The 20429-nt window shown below is 45.5% G+C and carries 16 protein-coding genes; 10 read left to right on the top strand and 6 right to left on the bottom strand.

Annotated features, from left to right (window positions below; translation table 11 throughout):
- Positions 1 to 17 precede the first annotated feature (17 nt).
- A complete protein-coding gene (locus tag B2P60_RS11080; RefSeq protein WP_193005139.1) occupies positions 18 to 626 on the top strand; it encodes a TerD family protein in 609 nt (202 codons plus the stop codon).
- 110 nt (positions 627 to 736) lie between these two features.
- On the opposite strand, the gene B2P60_RS11075 is transcribed toward B2P60_RS11080, so the two are convergent.
- A complete protein-coding gene (locus B2P60_RS11075) occupies positions 737 to 2017 on the bottom strand; it encodes a TerD family protein (protein ID WP_286741372.1) in 1281 nt (426 codons plus the stop codon).
- Between the two features lie 337 nt (positions 2018 to 2354).
- Here B2P60_RS11075 and B2P60_RS11070 point away from each other — a divergent pair, with 337 nt between their 5' ends.
- The 5 genes from B2P60_RS11070 (at position 2355) to B2P60_RS11050 (ending at position 8280) form a co-directional block, all read left to right on the top strand.
- On the top strand, positions 2355 to 3497 hold the full coding sequence (locus B2P60_RS11070) for an ATP-grasp domain-containing protein (RefSeq protein WP_286741370.1): 1143 nt from the start codon (positions 2355 to 2357) through the stop codon (positions 3495 to 3497).
- Positions 3498 to 3655: 158 nt separating this feature from the next.
- Complete coding sequence (locus B2P60_RS11065; RefSeq protein ID WP_286741369.1) at positions 3656 to 4972, top strand: phosphoribosyltransferase domain-containing protein; 1317 nt, start codon at positions 3656 to 3658, stop codon at positions 4970 to 4972.
- Positions 4973 to 5002: 30 nt separating this feature from the next.
- Positions 5003 to 5845, top strand: coding sequence for an HAD hydrolase family protein (locus B2P60_RS11060; protein ID WP_286741367.1), 843 nt, complete (start codon positions 5003 to 5005; stop codon positions 5843 to 5845).
- 58 nt (positions 5846 to 5903) lie between these two features.
- Entirely contained in the window at positions 5904 to 7103 is a 1200-nt protein-coding gene (locus B2P60_RS11055) for a cysteine protease StiP domain-containing protein (protein ID WP_286741365.1), read from the top strand.
- Between the two features lie 100 nt (positions 7104 to 7203).
- Positions 7204 to 8280 (top strand): HpcH/HpaI aldolase/citrate lyase family protein, encoded by a 1077-nt coding sequence (locus B2P60_RS11050; protein WP_286741363.1) that lies wholly within the window; start codon positions 7204 to 7206, stop codon positions 8278 to 8280.
- Between the two features lie 122 nt (positions 8281 to 8402).
- Here B2P60_RS11050 and B2P60_RS11045 read toward each other — a convergent pair whose 3' ends face one another.
- Positions 8403 to 9215, bottom strand: coding sequence for an alpha/beta fold hydrolase (locus tag B2P60_RS11045; protein ID WP_286741362.1), 813 nt, complete (start codon positions 9213 to 9215; stop codon positions 8403 to 8405).
- A 287-nt stretch (positions 9216 to 9502) separates the two neighbouring features.
- Between B2P60_RS11045 and B2P60_RS11040 the strand changes: the two genes are divergently transcribed.
- Positions 9503 to 10300 (top strand): enoyl-CoA hydratase/isomerase family protein, encoded by a 798-nt coding sequence (locus tag B2P60_RS11040; protein WP_230708571.1) that lies wholly within the window; start codon positions 9503 to 9505, stop codon positions 10298 to 10300.
- Between the two features lie 121 nt (positions 10301 to 10421).
- Here the strand turns inward: B2P60_RS11040 and acnB are convergent, their stop codons facing one another.
- Complete coding sequence (gene acnB / locus B2P60_RS11035) at positions 10422 to 13025, bottom strand: bifunctional aconitate hydratase 2/2-methylisocitrate dehydratase (protein ID WP_286741360.1); 2604 nt, start codon at positions 13023 to 13025, stop codon at positions 10422 to 10424.
- Positions 13026 to 13400: 375 nt separating this feature from the next.
- On the opposite strand from acnB, the gene B2P60_RS11030 reads away from it, so the two are divergent.
- Positions 13401 to 13811, top strand: a complete 411-nt coding sequence (locus B2P60_RS11030) for a carboxymuconolactone decarboxylase family protein (protein ID WP_286741357.1) — start codon at positions 13401 to 13403, stop codon at positions 13809 to 13811.
- 165 nt (positions 13812 to 13976) lie between these two features.
- Positions 13977 to 15020, top strand: coding sequence for a lipoyl synthase (gene lipA / locus B2P60_RS11025; RefSeq protein ID WP_286741355.1), 1044 nt, complete (start codon positions 13977 to 13979; stop codon positions 15018 to 15020).
- Between the two features lie 100 nt (positions 15021 to 15120).
- Here lipA and B2P60_RS11020 read toward each other — a convergent pair whose 3' ends face one another.
- Genes B2P60_RS11020 through B2P60_RS11010 form a run of 3 tightly spaced genes read right to left on the bottom strand, consistent with a single transcriptional unit; the run spans position 15121 to position 18695 of the window.
- Positions 15121 to 17178 (bottom strand): TRAP transporter permease, encoded by a 2058-nt coding sequence (locus tag B2P60_RS11020; RefSeq protein WP_286741353.1) that lies wholly within the window; start codon positions 17176 to 17178, stop codon positions 15121 to 15123.
- Positions 17150 to 17695 (bottom strand): DUF1850 domain-containing protein, encoded by a 546-nt coding sequence (locus B2P60_RS11015; RefSeq protein WP_286741352.1) that lies wholly within the window; start codon positions 17693 to 17695, stop codon positions 17150 to 17152. The genes B2P60_RS11020 and B2P60_RS11015 overlap by 29 nt, the downstream gene beginning before the upstream one ends.
- Complete coding sequence (locus B2P60_RS11010; RefSeq protein WP_193006230.1) at positions 17673 to 18695, bottom strand: TAXI family TRAP transporter solute-binding subunit; 1023 nt, start codon at positions 18693 to 18695, stop codon at positions 17673 to 17675. The genes B2P60_RS11015 and B2P60_RS11010 overlap by 23 nt, the downstream gene beginning before the upstream one ends.
- Before the next feature lie 737 nt (positions 18696 to 19432).
- Here B2P60_RS11010 and B2P60_RS11005 point away from each other — a divergent pair.
- A complete protein-coding gene (locus B2P60_RS11005; protein WP_286741350.1) occupies positions 19433 to 20383 on the top strand; it encodes an alpha/beta fold hydrolase in 951 nt (316 codons plus the stop codon).
- Positions 20384 to 20429: the final 46 nt, after the last annotated feature.

Genomic DNA, 20429 nt, shown 5'->3' with positions numbered 1-20429 from the left:
ATTATAAGGAGTATCACATGGCAGTTAGTTTACAAAAGGGACAAAAAATCTCCCTCAACAAAGAAGCTGGCGGCGAGCTTACCCAAGTAAAACTGGGTCTAGGCTGGGATGTTGCACAAGGCCCACAAGACAAAAAAGGGGGATTCTTAGGCAAGTTATTTGGTGGTGGTAGCGGCGGCGATTCTATCGACTTGGATGCTTCTTGCATCATGTTCGATAGTAACAAACAAGCCATCGATGCCATTTGGTTCAGTCAGCTCAAATCAAAAGACGGCAGCATCGTTCATACAGGTGACAACCGCACTGGTGCCGGTGATGGTGATGATGAAGTCATCAACGTTGACCTCTCAAAAGTACCTGCTAACGTTGTATCGCTCGTATTTACCGTTAATAGCTTTACTGGGCAGACATTTGAAACGGTAGAAAATGCATTCTGTCGTATTATTAACGCCAATAATAACGCTGAGGTCGCACGCTATAACTTGTCGGCGCAAGGCGGGCACACGGCGATGATTATGGCAAAAGTGTATCGCCACAATAATGAATGGAAAATGCATGCAATTGGTGAGACGGCTTCTGGTCGTACCTTCCATGACTTAATGCCGGCTATCACACCGCACGCTTAAGCCGCTTGCCTGAAGACAGCTCATAGAGCTATCATTCATAGATCTATAAACAATCAGCCCGTCTACTATTAGACGGGCTGATTGTTTGTGTAAAAGAACACTATTAAAAGCTATTTACGTCCACGCTTCCAGCTAAACCCCCAATGAAAGGCTTTATCCATCTCTTGATGCCCCTGAAAGTACTGATTGATACGCTCAACATTAATACTGCCCTGCTGATTGACCAAACGCGCAATGGCACACATCGGCAAATTGCCTGTCCCTTCTGTTAGACGCGTTTCAATCGGTGGCTGCTCTGGCACATGAATGGTTACTACCCCATCTGTTTGCGCCCAATTTGGCGCGCCATCATAAATAAAGGCAAAGATAAAGACTTCCTCAATCTGCGACCACTGCTGACCGTTGATATCGAGCCACTCACCGCCGCTTATTTGTCCCGTTCTATCATCAGCACGCAAGCAAACATAAGGCGCGGATTGCAAACTGCCAAAACGATTGCCTAGCGCTTGAATGAGCGTCTTTTCTCCGTTTTTCAGATGAATCATCGCGCCGACATCAAGATCGATACCCCCTGCTTTATGCGACTTAAACAAATCGCCTAATAGCCCTTTTTTAGGTGCTTGCTTATCCACCTCTGGACGCTGATTCCAGTTTAGGTTGACAGAGATTTTACCAAAATCATCGCGCTTTTTAAGATTGATGCTAGATTGATTTTTGGTTAAAGTGATTTTACTTAAATTGATTGAGGGACTGGCTGGGATCGGCGGTGGCGTGTTAGATGGTGAGGCACTACCCGCTTTTTGGGTATTGATTGGACGCTGCGTGTTGATAGGTTGAGACTGATTCTGTGATTGGTTTTGAGCTTGAGGCTGAGCTGGCGCTTCGTCGGCAATGTCAACGCCGAAGTGCTCAGACAATGGTTTTAGCCCGCCCTCAAAACCTTGAGCAATAAAACGAAACTTCCAGCCGCCCTGCCGGCGATAGCACTCAGCTAAGATAATCGCTTTTTCGTTACGCCCAGTAGCAATTAATTGACAAGTCATCAGTACTTGGCTGCCCTGCAATACCTGAATATCTACATCACCGACTTGCGCTAGCGTTTGGGCACTAGAAAAAGCGAGCGCTATTTTTTCAATACTCGCAGGCTGCGCTGGTAAATTAATATCAAAAAATCCATCGCTATCATGGCCTCGGAAGCTAACGCTACCGTCATCGCTACGGGTTTGCCCATAAAAAATCATGTCGCCATCACCACGTACCTTACCGTCAGTAGTCAGGCGATAAGCAGCGCAATCAATGGCGCTTTGGCTTAAAATACGAATGCTAATATTATCCGTCGGTAGTGGCGCATTGGCCCCTGCGATTAATTTTTGAGGTTCGGTTTGGCTCATGATATGTCCTTTCAGTGGTTTATTATATCGCTGTATTTATGATGCCGGTTATCGTCACATAGTAGCACGGATGCGTTTTTGTTTTAATCTACCTATCCATTCAACGAGCTGTTAAAAACCGTCAAGAAATCGCTGTATAAATACTTAAGGCTATTTTGTTAGGAATGTTTATAACGCGTAGCATTTGTATATAATAGTCCATGCTATCAGCAGTATTAAGGCTTGGTTTTTTCCACTTTGCTAAGCCAAATTGGGGTCTTACTTATATTGCTAATGGTTTTGCGATGACGACACTGAGTTATCCAATGATATCTAAAACTGATGACAAGAGAGCACTATGGATAACCCTGCTAACGATAGCAATCATATAACGTCAACAGCCGCTTGGTTGGCTGAAGGTCAGTCAAGCCAGCGCGATATGTTGGCCAGCCTACAAACGTTAAAAGCCCACTCTGATACCCCGTTTACCATTATCGCCTCACACCGTCATGATAGACCTGAGATTTTTGAGTTCGCTGATCGCACTTATCGTGAGCCACATAAAGCGGCTATAGACGACGACACACTGCCGACCAGTGAGTCTGCTGTACCTCGCTGGCAGTTCGTATTGGAGCAAGCCCAGCAGAGCAAGGTTAAGGTGTTGCTGACTGGTCGCAATGGTATTGATTATGAAGCGCACCGCGAAACATTTGCCGCAGCAGGTATTCGTCTATTGACGGGCGCAACCAGCGTATCGGCACTGGAGTCGATCGATGACAAGTTTGCCTTTATGCAACACTGTCATCAGCACAACATCCCCGTCGCTGATGCTTGGCGCTTTGATAATATGGTACAGCTTGAGGCTCTACTGGCCGAACATGGCCATCAGCCGTTATGTGTCAAACCCGTCACTGGTATTTTCGCACAAGGGTTTTGGCGACTTGATTCGGATAAAGAGGCGGCTGAGCAATATGACAGCTTTGAGCATTTATACTTCACCGAAGAGAAAAAAATCAGTACGGCTCAGTTTAAAAATGCCTATGCAAACAGCCTAATGGTTCATGAACGCCCTATCCCTATGCTACTTATGCCTTATTTATCTGGACAAGAGTACTCTATCGATGTGGTCTGCGAATATGGTGACGTTTTAGCCGCCATCACACGCTATAAAACAGGGAAAATTCAGCATATCAGCTACGAGCAATCCGTCATGGATGTCGTCATTCCATTGATTAAAGCCTTTGGCTGTGATGGCATCGTGAGTGTACAAACCAAAGCCGATGATGATGGTCAACATCGTGTGCTGGAGATTAATAGCCGTCCTTCCGGCGGCATTGGTTATACGATTCACAGCGGTGTGGATTTAACACAAGTCGGTTTTTCTTATTGGTTAGGACTGACCGATAAACCGAAGCTGGTTGATATCAGGCAGCAAATTACGCCCTGCCAAGTACGCTCAATTATGACGAGTGTCAAAATTGAAGAAAATAACACCTATTAAGCAAATGACTTAAAGAACGTTATCAGAGTACGCTCTCACCAAAACGCTCACTTTGACCACGCCGCCGTTAAATAAAAAAGCGGCGCTGGGCTATGGTTGGTGGATTATCAACCTTAAAAACTGATAACAATATAAAATTAAAAGCGCAAGGAATACGAATGTCAGCTAAGCAACAGAGTACAACCATTACCTTACCTCGCGGCACTCTTGATTTGACCTATCAGACCAACGAAGCAACGGCGCAAAATGACTCGGATAAAAAAGACAGCTATCAACTAGAAGACTTGCTTGGGTTTGCACAGCGTATTAACCCAAAACGGGCGTTTTTATTCGTCTCAAAAGTCTTAGGTCGTCATATTCCAGTCGCACCTCACACGATGCGTCATGCTTTTACTGACTTAGCAAATCTAGTTCCTAGTGATTTGCCTGAGCCCATTTTAGTCATTGGTATGGCAGAGACGGCTGTTGGTTTATCCGCTGGTGTCCATCAAGCCCTACAAACGCGCTATCCTAACGCTTTATTATTGAACTCTACGCGTCATGCCCAACATGACGACCGTAGCACCGATACGTTACTGACCACATTTAACGAAGACCACAGTCACGCCAGCCAGCATTTGATTTATCAAAGTACAGATACCCATACTCAAGAGCAATTACTCGCTAGCAAAACCCTAATTATGGTGGATGACGAAGCGTCGACCGGCAATACTTGCGTGAATGTCGTCACTGCGCTACGTAACGCTGGACTCACGCAATTAGAGCAAGTACATCTAACCACTTTGGTTGATTGGTCATTAGATCAAAAAAGCACTGACACAACGACGGACACAACGCTGGAGGGCGCGTTGCCTGAGCGCATGGCTGCTCGCTTAGCGGGCGTTGACTTTCATCGTCATCACCTGTTGTCTGGCGCTTGGCAATGGACGGATGCCCCTAACCCTGAACCCATTACGATGCCAGCGGTTGATACGACCGAGGCTGGTAGTCAGGCGTTAGGTGATACGGGCAATTGGGGACGTTTTCCAACGCTAAATAGTACAGATGGTTTTGCTGAGTATCTTTTGAGGTTTCAAACCGCGTTTACAAAATTTAGTCATCAAGAACGCTTTGATGCCGCTCAGTTACCAAAGAGAGTCCTAGTACTGGGAAGTAACGAGTTCGTTTGGTTACCTTTTTTATTAGCAGAATGGCTTGAGACACAAGCTCAACAGCAAGACTCTGCAACCACCCCTATGGTGAAATTTAGCGCGTTGACCCGCTCGCCGATTGCCCTTGGCGGCGCGATTACGACAATGTTAAGCTTTAGCGATAATTACGGTCTTGGCATGACCAATTTTGCTTACAATGTTGAACCAAATGAATGGGATTTGATTGTACTGTGTGTGGAGACAGCAGCAGATAGTGTCGACGATATGTGGAAACGCTTGAATAACGTATTGGTGGTGGGTCCTTCCATCTCACACCCACTCTGATTTTCCGCCCTATTATCTATGGACACTTTTATGACCACCCCATTTTTCGAATCCAATCCAAACATCACCAAACCATACGCGCTTATGGACTTGGACGACACCCTATTCCAAACCCAGCGTAAAATTGATGCGTGGAAATTACCAACGGCTGAATCTGAAAACTTGGTTTGCGCCACTGTTAATAAAAAAGGTGAGCCATTAAGCTTCATGAGTCAGCGTCAAACCACTTTCTTTAATTGGCTACTCGCTAGTACTGATTTAATCGTCGTCACCGCCCGTGACCGTAGTGAAATCAAACGTGTTAAGCTGCCCTTTGCCAGTTGGCAAGTATTGGCCCACGGCGCGGTTATTTTAACGTCTAACGGGCAAATGCTAAACGATTGGCAGCAGCATATGTATGACGCCCTTGCTCCGATCCAAGGCAAGTTATATGAGCTGACAGCGTTGATTGGTAAGCACTCTGAAAATGCCAGTGATCCTTTTAATGACTTGGTACTGACACCGCACGTTGACAGCTTTAATGACGTCTCTGATAGCGGCGCTAACCATGACCCTCTGACCATTTATTTGGCGATTAAACATGCGCAAAAAAACCATCAAATACTGGCAGATTTGGCTCAGAAACTGCCAACGTTAATACCAGATTTTGATGAGCACTTTTATGTGCATGTGAACGCAAATAATCTGGCAATATTGCCACACGCGGTTCATAAGCGTCATGCCGTGCAGTTTTTATTAACCAACCATTTAGACAATCAACGTCCGAGCTTTGGTTTTGGGGACAGCCTAGCTGACCTGCCATTTTTGCAACTGCTTGATTGGTACGGTATGCCCAGTCGTGGTCAGTTGCATGAGCAACGTCATGCTGAGTAGTTTGTTTAACATCAACCGTGCAACCTTACTGTTCTCCAATGAGTGCTGATATCTTACTATGACTTTAAATAACACAAACACAAAAAGCGCCCCTCTAAAAAATTACGGCTCAGGCAGCTATCTTGCCAGCGATGTGACCGTCCTGCTTGATATTGTCAATAAAGATGCGGTTGCTGATGTGCCCGTCAGTCAAAAAGAGGCACTGATTCAAAGTGGACAACGTCACTATTCAGACATGTTGACCTTAGAGCAGGCACCAAGTGCGATGCATGAGCAGCTCTACATACAGGCACTAGAGCAAGGGGCGACGAGAACAGCCACTGATATCGCAAATTTAGCCTATACCCTACATCATGTTTTTCAGCGAAAAGTAACTGATGAGCAACCGTTAGTTTTAATCAGCTTAGTGCGAGCAGGCTTGCCGATTGGCGTATTATTACAAAGAGCACTTGCCGACACAGCTAGTGGCTACTCTCTACCAAGTGTGCATTATGGTATCAGTATCATTCGTGACCGTGGTCTTGACCCAACAGCCTTACAAACATTGTTAGCAGCCTACCCAGACAGTCCTATTGTCTTCGTCGATGGCTGGACAGGTAAAGGGGCCATTTATCAAGAATTGACCCGTAGCTTAGAAGCGTTTCGAGATCCTACTCATCCCAATTTTGCCAATATTTTTCATCAAGGTGTCGATGTGACTCCTTTATTAACCCTTGCTGATCCGGCGGGCGTCGCTTGGCTGGCTGCTAGCGAGGAGGACTGGTTGATTCCATCGGGTTTGTTAAATAGTACGGTGTCCGGATTGATTTCACGCAGCTTGTATACCGACCCAAAAATGGGGCTACATCGCAGTGTCTTTTATGATAACTTAGTTGAGTCAGATCATAGCTTAGCCTTTGTCGATCATATTGATGCAGCACGGCGAGAATTATCTAACACATGCCAATACTTGCCAATGTTTCCGCAACCGCGCTACCAAACCGCTGACTTAATAGATAAGCTGGCGTTAGAGTACAATATCAGCAATCGCAACCGTATTAAGCCGACCATTGCCGAGGCAACACGAGCCATATTACGCCGTGACCCTGAACGTATCTTACTGGCAACCGCCAATCACCCCGATACGGTGCTGCTAAGACATTTATGTACACAGCGAAACATCACTATGAGTGTGTTAGGTGATAAAATACTCCCTTATCAAGCCATTACTCTCATCAAACAACGTACCAAAAATAATGAATCGACAGTACGCTTATAGGGGTGTGTAAGTGACTTAATAGCACCACTGAGTCATGTCTCTTAGACCATACATCCTACCTTTTATAGCCACTCATTTATCACTATTTACGATGCCAATTATGTCAGACATGCTAACCCACGAATCAAACCTTTATAACCATACTCAGTCTTATGCTCATCTGATTACTGAGCGTCATGCGATGGTTAAGTTGCACACCCATCATCCTTATCAGCTTGGTGCCAGTCTATACATGCCGGCGACTCGCCAAGATATTTGGCAAGTCATTAAGCGTGATAAATTACCAACGATTAATAGTATTATTATTTGTCTAGAAGATGCGGTCAGTCATAGTGACGTTGAGTTAGCACTTGAGCGCTTGCAGACGCTGCTCCATACGTGGGCGACGCACGTGGATAGCATCAGTAATCCAGCAAGACAAGCTGGCCTACAATCAAAGCCGCAAGCCCAGCACCCGACCCGTCCATTAGTGTTTATACGTCCACGCAATCCGATGATGCTACAGCAGCTGGCAGATTACGCCCATATCGATCTGATCGACGGCTTCGTCATGCCAAAAGTTGATATGTTCAGCTTATCCAATTGGCGAATGGCGTGCCAAAACCTGAGTGCGGATCAATTGTTAATGCCCACACTTGAGACCGCCGCATTATTTAACCCACATCACAACCAAGAGCTTGCCATTGGCTTTAAAGAAGCCTTTAGTCAGCCAATCTTTGCTCTGCGGATTGGTGGCAACGACTTGTTTGCCACCCTGCGCCTGCGACGTCCTAAAGACAGCATCGTCTATGACACCCCTATCGGCACGCTTGCCTACCAACTGCTTGGCTGCTTTGTCCCGCATGGTTTTTATTTGACGGCGCCAGTCTTTGAATATTTGGACCAGCCCACGCTGTTTATGCAAGAGTTGACCCGTGATGTCAGCTTGGGTTTGGTCGGCAAAACTGTCATTCACCCAAGCCAAATCGCGTTGGTACAGCAAGCTTATTGTGTACCACTTAGCACCTTGGATGAAGCGCAAGCGATACTCCATAGCGAGGCCAAGGCGGTGTTTAAATACAACAATACCATGCTAGAGCCTGCCACGCACCGCGCTTGGGCAACTGAAGTGGTGAACCGAGCCGAGGTGTTTGGCACCATTGATGACGGCAATAGCGAATACAGCTCACGACTGTAGTGATCAAACAGTTAATAATAATATGTATAACAAATGGTGCAAAAAAAGCCGCTATCACTCTTTGATAGCGGCTTTTTTATTCAGCATTGGGTGCTAAAAGCTAAAGAGTATTACTAAGTACTTTACACACAATTTTCTAAAAATTGACCCATCACTCGATTTACCTGATCCGGCTCTTCTACCGTCGATGTATGACCCGCGCCTTTGATAACCGCAAGCTTTGAGCCTGCAATTGCAAAGTGCATACGCTCAGACTTCGAATAAGGCGTAGCGGCATCTTCATCACCAACGATAATGAGCGTCGGCGTCGTGATGTCACCAAGCTGCTCATAGGTGCCTGTCCGCTCAATGACGCCCATCGTCGCCTTAATCACGCCGCCTTTGCGATTACCCTGTAGCATCGCTAGCCACTGTTTACGATCAGATTTACGCAACTTGTCTGCCAAAAAAGTACTACCAAACATAATAGGCATGACCTTGTTACTCACGCGCTTGATACCTAACCAGCGAATGGCTTTTACCAGCTTACGATACTGCGGTACGTTTTTGGGATCTTCAGGGTCAGCAGAGGTTTCTAAAAGGATAAGCGATTGCAGCAGCTCAGGCCGCTTAAGCGCGATACGCTGTGCGACAAAGCCGCCCATTGATAACCCAACAAAGTGACATTTATCAATATCAAGCGCCGCAAGTAACCCAAGCGCATCCTCCGTTAGTGTGTCCATATCATAGCCGGACTTGGTGATCTGCGACTGGCCTTGACCCCGAAAATCAAAAGCGATACAGCGATAGTCTTTTTGAAAGTGCGCAACTTGCTTGTCATACATCCGCGAGTTCCATAAAAGACCGTGAGCGAACACCATCACTGGCTTTTGCGCGTCATTTGGCGCACTGTCCTCATAATAAATATCCGCATTATTAATCTTGATAGTCGGCATAACCACTTCCTTGTTTGAGAGAGTAAAGATGTCAACATTTTAGCACAATCCAATAACGCTTTTGGTAATAGCCTTTTTCATGCCTCTGCTGCCTGTATGCAGGCAAACATTAACTTCTAGTGTCATTTATCGCACTAAACCAGCCTCTTGATGTGTCTTAAGCGCCCACAAAACCTGCTTTTATAATCATAGCAAGCTGCTATAGTAATCAGCACTGCGTTACTTGTTACCGTCAATTTTTACACCGCAACGTCAAAAAATCATTATTTAAAATAAGGAAATATCAGATGTCACACCCTCTCGTTGAGTACAAAAGCGAAAACCACATTGCCACCATCACGTTAAATGATCCAAAAAGCCTAAATGCTTTTAGCACCCCCCTAAAAGCTGGCGTGTTAAAAGCGCTTAATAAAGCCGAGGCCGATGATCACGTTCGCGTTATTATTTTGCAAGGTGCTGGCGGCAACTTTTCAAGCGGTGGTGACATTAAAGAGATGCTGTCTGAGGGTTTAGACAAGGACGTCATTTCAAATAAACTAAAAGGCATGGTAGAAGGTGCCGGAGAAGTCAGCTTAAAACTGCGTAATATTCATAAGCCCATTATTGCTAAACTGGAAGGCGCAGTCGCTGGGGCTGGTATGAATCTTGCGCTCACTTGTGATTTTCGTATCGCCGCTGACAATTCAAAATTCGTCCAAGCTTTTATCAATATTGGACTGATTCCAGATGCTGGTGGTATCTATCTGCTGAATCAATTAATCGGCGTGGCAAAAACCACCGAGCTTGTGATGCTAGGTGATAAGCTTAAAGCTGACGATATGGCTCGCTTAAACTTGGTGAATGAAGTCGTGAGTGTAGAGGATTTAGATACGAGTGTACATGCACTGGCAACGCGTTTAAGCAATCTGCCTGGTAAAGCCCTAGCGTCGATGAAGCACATGATTAATACCCATGCTTATATGGGCCTGAATGAAGCCCTAGATATGGAAGTCGATCAGCAAACCATGCTGGCAAAAACCGATGACTTTAAAGAAGGAGTTACGGCGTTTATAGAGAAACGTAAGCCAGTTTATCAGGGGAAGTGATTTAACCATTAAAGCCTACACCTCACTTCAAACTACTGATACAAAAACCCCGCATCATCACGATACGGGGTTTCTATTTAAATAAGAACTGTAAAACTTAAAAACGTTTTCAGACCAGGTATTAGGTCAACTGAGCAACGTTGATCTTGTCTGCTTCTTCCGTATAGTCTTCCATACGGTCGAAGTTCATGTATTGATACACTTCATCGCCCATGCTGTTTAGCATGCCAGCATACTGCTGATACTCGTCGTTAGTCGGCAGTTTACCAAGTACGGCGGCAACAGCGGCAAGCTCTGCAGACGCTAGGTATACGTTAGCGCCTTGACCCAAACGGTTCGGGAAGTTACGGGTTGAGGTCGATACCGCAGTAGATTTCGGTGCGATACGTGCTTGGTTACCCATACATAGTGAACAACCAGGCATTTCAGTACGCGCGCCGGCTTGTGCATAGATGTTGTAGTAGCCTTCTTCCATCAACTGGCGGGCATCCATTTTAGTTGGAGGCGCAATCCATAGACGAGTCTTGAGGCTACCTGCTGGCACGTCTTGTAGCAATTTACCAGCGGCACGGAAATGACCGATGTTGGTCATGCATGAACCAATGAATACTTCATCAATGGTATCGCCAGCCACGTCAGCTAGGGTTTTTGCGTCATCTGGATCATTCGGGCAGCAAAGGATAGGCTCTTTGATCTCACTCATATCGATAGTGATGTCGATTGCATATTCTGCATCATCATCAGCACGCATGAGGCTTGGGTTAGCCAGCCACTCTTGCATGGCTTCGATACGGCGGCTGATGGTACGTGCATCGCCATAGCCTTCTGAGATCATCCACTTAAGTAGCGTGATGTTTGAGTTTAAGTACTCAGTCACTGACTCTTCAGACAAGGTAATGGTACAACCAGCAGCACTACGCTCAGCTGAGGCATCAGATAGTTCGAACGCTTGCTCAGCGGTCAAATCTTCTAGACCTTCGATTTCAAGAATACGGCCGTTGAACTCGTTGATTTTACCTTTCTTATCAACGGTCAAGTAACCTTCTTTGATCGCTTGATAAGGGATAGCATGTACTAGATCACGTAGGGTGATACCAGCTTGACGCTCACCAACGAAACGAACACGAACAGATTCAGGCATATCAAGTGGCATTACACCAGTTGCAGCTGCGAAAGCAACTAGACCAGAACCCGCTGGGAACGAGATACCCATTGGGAAACGAGTATGTGAGTCACCACCAGTACCAACGGTATCTGGAAGTAGCATACGGTTCAACCACGAGTGAATGATACCGTCACCTGGACGTAAGCTTACGCCGCCGCGGTTCATGATAAAGTCAGGTAGTGTGTGCTGAGTCTCAACGTCAACTGGCTTTGGATAAGCAGCAGTATGACAGAATGACTGCATCACTAGGTCTGCTTGGAAACCCAAACATGCCAAATCTTTTAGCTCATCACGCGTCATTGGACCAGTCGTATCCTGAGAGCCAACAGTCGTCATTTTAGGCTCACAGTACATACCTGGACGTACGCCTTCTAGACCACATGCTTTACCAACCATTTTCTGTGCTAGGGTGAAGCCTTTACCAGTATCAGCTGGCTCTTCTGGCTTAGCAAATACGTCAGAATGACCAAGACCCATATATTCACGAGCACGGTTCGTCAAACCACGACCAACGATCAATGGAATACGGCCGCCAGCACGAACTTCATCAAGTAGTGTTGGTGAGTTTAATTCAAACGTTGACAATACTTCGTCAGAATCATGCTTAGTGATTTTGCCTTCATACGGATAGATGTCAAATACATCACCCATGTTTAGGTTATCAACGGCTACTTTTTCGATTGGTAATGCGCCAGAATCTTCCATCGTGTTGAAGAAGATCGGTGCAATGTTGTTACCAAGTACGAGACCGCCGCCGCGCTTGTTTGGTACGTTAGGGATGTCTTCACCCATCAACCACAATACTGAGTTGGTGGCAGACTTACGGCTAGAGCCGGTACCAACCACATCACCAACATAGGCTAACTGATGACCTTTTTGCTTCAGCTCTTCGATTTGCTTCATTGGGCCAACAACGCCCTCTTCATCAGCATTGATGCCGTCGCGAGAGTTTTTGTGCATGGCTAGTGAATGCAATGGGATATCTGGACGGCTCCATGCGTCTTGCGCAGGTGACAAGTCATCCGTGTTGGTCTCGCCAGTGACTTTAAACGTCGTATAAGTGGTTTTTGCTGGTACTTCAGCGCGGTTCAAGAACCATTCTGCATCAGCCCAAGACTGGATCACTTCTTTGGCAATGCTATTGCCTGCTTCGGCTTTTTCCGTCACGTCATTGAACGCGTCAAAGACCAATAGCGTTTTTTTCAATGCTTCAGCAGCGTCTTGAGCAACTTCATTGTCATCTAGTGCGGCAACGAGTGGCTGTACGTTGTAGCCACCTTGCATAGTGCCTAGAATTTCAACCGCTTTTTTCTTGCTGATAAGTGGTGATGATGTCTCACCCTTTAAGATAGCCGCTAAGAATGCCGCTTTAACGTATGCCGCTTGGTCAACACCAGCAGGGATACGGTTTTCTAGCAGATTCATTAAGAACGCGTCTTCGCCTGCTGGTGGGTTCTTTATCAGTTCAACCAACTCTACCACTTGTTTTTCGTTCAATGGTAGGGGTACAGTTCCTAGCTCAGCACGTTCTTCGACATGTTTACGATAAGCTTCTAACACAATAGTCGTCCTCGTCAGTTGGGTTTAGCACATTACGTGGGTAGTCAGCATGACAGCCTTCGTCTATATACTATAGGGAATAATTATCCGTGCAATCATAGCTTAAAACGCTCTAAATGTTAATGGCTCAGCTCTGAAAAGGCTCATAATAGAGCCATATCGGACATTTATTATAAAAATAGTGCCATCCATAATATGCCTGTATCACTTGTGGCAACTGACATACTACTGATTGCCGTTATGAATGAGCAGTTGCTTTCTAAGTGAGTAGACACCATATGAAGGTTACGTGGCTTTTTGCACCGGCATCGATACATAATAGCGATTATGTCAGTGTACTCTTAGCTATTTTTAAAAAATAAAAAGGACGATGATATGGATGATAATACTAAAAACCGCTCGACCAACTATGAAAATGGTCTACAGGTACGCACTGAGGTCATGGGTGAGCCGCATGTAAAGCGTTCACTTGATGGGGCAACAGGGTTCACTCAGCCGCTACAAGACTGGATCATCGAGCATGCATGGGGCAGCACGTGGCAGGATGATTCCGTCTTACCGCGTAAGTATCGCTCCTTGATCACCATTGGTTTTTTAATTGCGCAAAAAAGTCCAAATGAGTTGAAAGGTCATATACGCGGCGCCATCAACAATGGCGCTAGTGTCGCTGAGATTAGAGAGGTGCTGATGCACAGCTTGCCATACTGCGGTGCACCCGCCACCCAAGAGGCTTTCCGCGCTGCCATAGATGTACTGAATGAGATGGGAATTGACATAGATATTTAAAACTATGGTCGCTAGAGTAATCGTAGTAGTCTTAACAAGAGAATAATCTTAACGATATTGTTTGAAAATCAACTGCCAAATTTCTGCTATAATAACGCCATTCATAAAACATTCTGCTCATTACATAAACCCTTATAATATAAAGGGTTAAGAGATAACTTTATTATGACAACTGCCGTACAAACGCATGTCCCTGCTGCCAAGGCCAAACCAAAAAAAGCCATCCAAGGCGAAAAGCTACGTGGCTATGACAAAGTTGCACGTATCCCAATTAAAGTCATCCCAACGGTCGAGGCAAAGAAAAAGCCTGACTGGATTCGGGTAAAAATGTCTTCACCTGCCGAAGTGGCTCGCATTAAAGCAACTTTGCGTGAACAAAAACTTTATACCGTCTGTGAAGAAGCCGCCTGCCCTAACCTGCCGCAGTGCTTTGCAGATGGGACAGCGACCTTTATGATCATGGGTGATATCTGTACGCGTCGCTGCCCGTTTTGTGATGTCGGACATGGCCGCCCCAATGCACTAGATGCCGATGAGCCGCGTCATACGGCTGAGACCATTCAAGGCCTACAGCTCAAGTATGCCGTGATTACTTCTGTCGATCGTGATGATCTCAAAGATGGCGGTGCGGCCCATTTCGTAGAAGTACTGAACGAGTCAAGAGCATTGAGTCCAAACTGCTTGATTGAAATACTCGTGCCAGATTTCCGTGGTCGTATGGACATCGCGCTAGACTTATTGACCGAAACCGCGCCAGATGTCTTTAACCATAACATCGAAACGGTGCCACGTTTGTACAAAGCCTTCCGTCCGGGTTCTGACTATCAGCATTCACTCGATTTGCTCAAGATTTATAAAGCGCGTCGTCCGGATATCGCCACCAAGTGCGGCTTTATGGTGGGTCTGGGTGAGACTGAAGAAGAGATTTATGCCCTACTCGATGATCTAAAAGCACATGACGTTGACATGATTACCATTGGTCAGTATTTACAACCAAGTAAAAATCATGCACCAGTTGATCGTTACGTGCATCCTGATGAGTTCCAGCGGTATATGGATTACGGCAAAAAGATTGGCTTCTTTAGCATTTGGGCGGGCCCAATGGTACGCTCAAGCTACTTCGCTGATCGCCAGTACTACGGTGAAGACTGTCCTGCGCCTATTCGCAGCAAAAAGGCACTAGAAGCTGAAGGTAAACTTGGCTGTTAATGAATAGCTTGACCGTAAAACATTGCTGACAAACGTAAAAAGGGTGAATAACAGCTCATTGTTATTCACCCTTTTTTTTGACTTGATCAACATCTAAAAATCAAACACTCACCGTCGGTGTTGCTGCCTTACTCGTCTTTATATTAAACAACGCAACAGCAACGACGATGACACCACCTGCGATACCCGTGGTAATCTCCGGATAAATCAGTAACAGCGCGCCAATCGTTAAAATAACGCGAGTTACTGTGTTCATACTTCCTTTAAAGTACCCTTCAAGCGCTGAGCTGAGCGCAATCACGCCAGTAATCGAAGTCACCACCACTGTGATAATATCGATAATAGGCGGCAGTGGGAAATCTTTGGCCGTTACTGCCAGATCCGTTGGATCTATCATCAGCATCGTTGGGTTATAGATAAACATAAACGGCACGATAAATCCTGCTAGGGCGAGCTTGAGTGATAAAAACCCTGTCTTCATCGGATCACCGCCAGAGATACCCGCGCCAGCAAACGCTGCCAAACACACAGGCGGGGTAATATTGGCAAAAATACCAAAGTAAAAGACGAACATGTGCGCTGATAAAATCGGGATATCAAACCCTGCCAGTGCAGGTGCTGCCATGGTTGCAGTAATGATATAAGCCGGAATCGACGGCAGCCCCATGCCCAATACCATAGACGCTAACATGGTTAAGATCAACGTGAAGAATAGCGATCCTGCCCCAAGCGTCACAATAGATGACGTCATCACTGTACCAAAGCTGGTCAAACTCACCACCCCAATGATAATACCAACGACCGCACAAGCAGCCATTACCGCAAGCGATTGGCGAGCGCCGTCTTCTAAAGCGCCTAAGATGTCAGAAAAGCTCATACGAGTTTCGGCACGCAGCATACTAATCACCACGGTAAAACCAATGGTATAAGCGGCCGCATAACCCACGGGCACATTTCTAATTAACAAGAAAATCAAAAAGACGATTGGCAGTAACATATGCCCACGCGCTTTTAACACCTCTTTTACCGCAGGCAAGTTTTCTTTAGCAATGCCTTTTAAATCACGACGTCCAGCGCGAAAATGCACCTGTGCAATCACGCCCAGATAGTACAATATGGCTGGCAGTAGGGCCGCAAGCGCAATCGTGCTATAGGGCAAGCCTGTCGTCTCAGCCATAATGAACGCACTAGCACCCATGATTGGTGGCAATATTTGTCCACCAACAGACGCACTTGCCTCAACGGCACCCGCAAAGTCTTTGTGATAACCAACTTTTTTCATCAAAGGAATGGTAAAGGCACCCGTACTCACCACGTTTGACAAGGCTGAGCCATTAATACTGCCCATAAAGCCGCTAGAAATAACAGCTACTTTTGCTGGGCCACCTTTTTTATGACCCGCGATGGCTAGGGCTAAATCATTAAACAGCTGCCCCATGCCTGAGCGCGCTAAGAACGCACCAAAGAGTATGAACAAAAAGATAAAGGTCACCGATGCGCCAATCGCGACAGAGTACAGCCCTTCCGTTTTTAGAAACAATTGACCAAAAATATCGCCCATATCATAAGGACGAGTCAACAGTCTATCCGGCATAAATTCTAAATGACTGACAAACGGATAAGCCAAAAATATCCCTGCCAATATCGGCAAAATCCAACCAGTAATACGGCGACTGCCTTCTAACACGCAAATCACGGTAATCAGCGAAAATATCACATCAGTCGAATTTGCCATGCCCCCACGTGAGGTGACAATATTTTGGTATTCATAAATCAAGTAAGTCATGCCAGACAAGGACAACGCAAACCAAATCCAGTCATACCATGCCACCCGCTTGCGACTGCTTTTTTTACTGGCTGGAAAAATCAAAAAAATCAGCGCAAAACCAACGCCCACGTGTACCGAGCGCTGTAGCAATGCGGGCATTGGGTTAAAGGTGATATATAAGTGAAAAAGTGAATAGAGTATACAAATACCAGCGATAAAGTATTTTACGGGTCCTTGAGTGATGTGCCGCGTGATCGACTCTCGATCATACTTTTCCAATATCGCTTTATTATGGGCTTGCACCTCAAGTTCAGCGTCAACATTAGTTTCAGAGTCGGTGTTGGAGTGTATGGGTAAATCATTACTGTGATCCGTCACTTGGGAGTTCATGACACAAGTCCTTTTTAAATCTATCAATTAAACCATACGATTGAGGCATGATCACGACTTCAGAATAGTCTGGCACCCACTCATGAATCAAAACACGGTGGTTGCCATAGTCAATCTCACCTTTGGTCAGTCTCGATACGACCCAATTAAGGCGTGGCAATTTTTCGTTGATTTGATAACCCAGATAGCCAGGTTTTTGTATGGGCGCAAGCATTTCGGTAGAAGGTGTCCCGGCACCAAAAGCTTCAAAATAAGTGGTGGTCAGCAGCAGACCATCGCTCTGACGTTGGTACTGCTCCTCCCACCACTGTTTTTCTACAGAATGAATCCAGCGCAGTTGAAAATCAGGCTCAGTAAAATAACAAACTTTGTCATTCTCTCCCTCAGTGCCTGCCACTCGCACTTCAGTCACAGGCTGACCTGCCAAGCCCATCCACAGTATAAGAAAAACCAACGCCGCAATGAATGCTGCGCCAGTTAACCACCTTAACTGTTTACTTGCCGGCTTGTTCATCATAGTACTTTTTCGCGCCAGGATGGATAGGAGCAACCATGCCGTCACGAGCGGTTTCTAAGCTGATGTCATTGGCCGCTTGGTGAGCCGTTTTTAGCCCTTCTAAATTATCAAACAACGCTTTGGTCAGCTTATAGCCATCATCTTCAGACAAATCAGAGCTGACCAACAACGCATTCATGATGGCAGCGGTTGGAATCGCGGTTTCATTACCATAAGTGCCCGCAGGAATCTCAAAAGTTTTAAAGTACGGTTTGGTCGCGATGATCTCTTTTAGCTTGTCTTGGTCAATGGTGATCAGCTGTAAGTCTAAGCCTTGCTCTAGCTCCATGAGCGACGAGTTTGGAAGTCCACTACTAAAGAAGGCCGCCTCAATTTTACCTGCTTTCATGCCATCAGCAGCTTCAGAAAACCCTAAATAGTCAACCGTGACATCATCATAAGTAATACCAAATCCTTCTAACAAAGTTCGTGCATTCACTTCTGTGCCAGAGCCTTGATCGCCTACTGCAATGCGCTTGCCTCTCAAGTCTTCAATATTTTTGATGCCAGAATCTTTGGTTGTGACGATTTGCACCACGTTCGGGTAAAGAACAGCCAGCTGTTGGATATTGTTGATCGGCTGATCAAAGTTGTTTTTGCCTTCGACCGCGTCTGTGACCACATCACTCAGCGCCAATACCATGTCGACTTTGCCTTGGGTCAGTAGATTGACGTTTTCTACTGAAGCGCCTGTGGTTTGCGTCTTTGAGTTCACCCCAAAGGTTTTGACGTAGACTTCTGATAACGACGTACCGATAATATTGTAAGGGCCAGATGCCCCGCCTGTAGCGATGGTGAGAAACTTAGTATCCAGCTGATCAGTGGCGGCGGCATCCGTGGCCGAGCTATCTGTCGCCGCACTGTCACTGCTTTCTGAACTTGGAGATGAGCATGCAGTAAGTCCTAACGTAGCACTTAGCATCGCTGATAAAAGTAGGGAAGATTTTAAAGAATTGAGCATTGAATTCATCCTTGAAGTAGTCGATTTAGTCCTGCCAGCTACATCAATATGTCACTATTAATGCGTTACAGACGAGTAATAATATAGCAATTTTTGTAGTAAACAAACCATAGACTATTTTGTTTTTACGCTTATCCCTCATATTTAGGAACATTTGAGCCAAAAAACCCATTATTACTCAATCACCAACTGTATTGTTCTGCCAAGCGGAACTACGTTTCATTAGTTAAACCATTTAAGCAAAATTCAGGTAGGTTGTAAACCTTTATCACAAGGTAAGCAGCAACAAGACTAGTTTTTCACAGCACGTCACCACACATGGCGTATTTAGAATAACTCAATTTTATGGTTCAATTGACGCTTGTTTGACTCTATGGGTGTTAAGCGAGCGGCGCTTTAAAAGCGTGGCGATCAGTGGCACACAAGTTAAATAGATGCCATACAAACAATGGCGCAAGCACAATTGTCTTAAATAGCATTGACCCAATAACGCTTTGTCGCTACATTGTTTATCACCTTTATGGCGCTAAAAACGTGTGGCCCCAAAAACAGTATTTGTGCGCACACGACGAAAAACGCTCAAACAAGGTAAAATGAATGACCAGCGCCCAATACCAACATTTATTATAAGCGTCGTATAATACGCTGACTTTTTAAACACTGTTTAGCTGTTTAAAAGCACAATACCTACAACCAATTAAAATGATAAGCCTTTAAAACCTTTCAAGGAAACCGCTATGAACACCGATACAAGTAACGACCACATCCTCTCCTCTGATAACATTCACTACTTGCATCATGATTTTTTTGAACCAAGCCATAAAGACACCGCGGTAAAAGCCACGTTACTGATCGTGCATGGTATGGCAGAACACAGCGGCCGCTATGCAAATTTTGCGCAATTTTTAGCAGACAATGGTGTCGCAGTGGCAACTTATGATCATCTAGGCCACGGCCAAACCATTAAAACAGAAGCAGATTTAGGCTTTTTCGGTGAGGAACATCCTGTACAATCGCTATTAAAAGACGTCATAGTCATGGCCGATAGCTTAAAGGCGCGTCATCCTAACGTCCCCCATTTTGTCATGGGGCACTCTATGGGCTCCTTTATTGTCCGCAACGTCCTCAAACATCACGCCCACAATTTCACAGGGGCTATCTTAATGGGTACAGCCGATGCCAACCCATTAACCAAAGTGCTCCTGCCGGTCAATAAAATACTGGCAAAAGTAGCGCCCAGACAGCCAAACACTGTGTTTGCCAGTACAATGAATAAGGTACTCAACAGCAAACTTGAAAACCGCACCTCTTCCTCACAGTTTGCTTGGTTAAGTGCAAATACGGCGAATATTGAGGCCTATGAAGCCGATCCACTGACTGGTTTTGATTTTACCAATAACGGTTTTATGACCTTGTTTGCTTTAATGGAAGCCAGTTTGAATAAAGGCTGGGCGGTAACAATTCCTAAAAGTTTCCCTATGCTATTTATCAGCGGTACAGAGGATCCCATTGGTAACATGGGCAAAGGGGTCCGTAAAATTGTCACCCGTCTAAACAAGCAAAATTTTAGCCGCATTGATATTCAGCTCTATCCAAACATGCGCCATGAGCCATTACATGAAAAAGACAACCAAATCGTCTATCAAGATGTCTTGGCGTGGTTAGAGAGCCATGCGTCAGATAGTTGAGATTAGCAACAACGTTTGCGTGTAACTCGTTTGCTAAAAGTCGCCA

It is taken from the genome of Psychrobacter sp. UBA3068 (assembly GCF_002366815.1).
Classification (GTDB): Bacteria; Pseudomonadota; Gammaproteobacteria; order Pseudomonadales; family Moraxellaceae; genus Psychrobacter; species Psychrobacter namhaensis.
This window is presented reverse-complemented; position numbering and strand designations above follow the sequence as displayed.

Bases quoted from the DNA above. Each gene is read 5' to 3' on its own strand.
- B2P60_RS11080 (WP_193005139.1), top strand. From the start codon at position 18: ATGGCAGTTAGTTTACAAAAGGGACAAAAAATCTCCCTCAACAAAGAA.
- B2P60_RS11075 (WP_286741372.1), bottom strand. From the start codon at position 2,017: ATGAGCCAAACCGAACCTCAAAAATTAATCGCAGGGGCCAATGCGCCA.
- B2P60_RS11070 (WP_286741370.1), top strand. From the start codon at position 2,355: ATGGATAACCCTGCTAACGATAGCAATCATATAACGTCAACAGCCGCT.
- B2P60_RS11065 (WP_286741369.1), top strand. From the start codon at position 3,656: ATGTCAGCTAAGCAACAGAGTACAACCATTACCTTACCTCGCGGCACT.
- B2P60_RS11060 (WP_286741367.1), top strand. From the start codon at position 5,003: ATGACCACCCCATTTTTCGAATCCAATCCAAACATCACCAAACCATAC.
- B2P60_RS11055 (WP_286741365.1), top strand. From the start codon at position 5,904: ATGACTTTAAATAACACAAACACAAAAAGCGCCCCTCTAAAAAATTAC.
- B2P60_RS11050 (WP_286741363.1), top strand. From the start codon at position 7,204: ATGTCAGACATGCTAACCCACGAATCAAACCTTTATAACCATACTCAG.
- B2P60_RS11045 (WP_286741362.1), bottom strand. From the start codon at position 9,215: ATGCCGACTATCAAGATTAATAATGCGGATATTTATTATGAGGACAGT.
- B2P60_RS11040 (WP_230708571.1), top strand. From the start codon at position 9,503: ATGTCACACCCTCTCGTTGAGTACAAAAGCGAAAACCACATTGCCACC.
- B2P60_RS11030 (WP_286741357.1), top strand. From the start codon at position 13,401: ATGGATGATAATACTAAAAACCGCTCGACCAACTATGAAAATGGTCTA.
- lipA (WP_286741355.1), top strand. From the start codon at position 13,977: ATGACAACTGCCGTACAAACGCATGTCCCTGCTGCCAAGGCCAAACCA.
- B2P60_RS11020 (WP_286741353.1), bottom strand. From the start codon at position 17,178: ATGAACTCCCAAGTGACGGATCACAGTAATGATTTACCCATACACTCC.
- B2P60_RS11015 (WP_286741352.1), bottom strand. From the start codon at position 17,695: ATGATGAACAAGCCGGCAAGTAAACAGTTAAGGTGGTTAACTGGCGCA.
- B2P60_RS11010 (WP_193006230.1), bottom strand. From the start codon at position 18,695: ATGCTCAATTCTTTAAAATCTTCCCTACTTTTATCAGCGATGCTAAGT.
- B2P60_RS11005 (WP_286741350.1), top strand. From the start codon at position 19,433: ATGAACACCGATACAAGTAACGACCACATCCTCTCCTCTGATAACATT.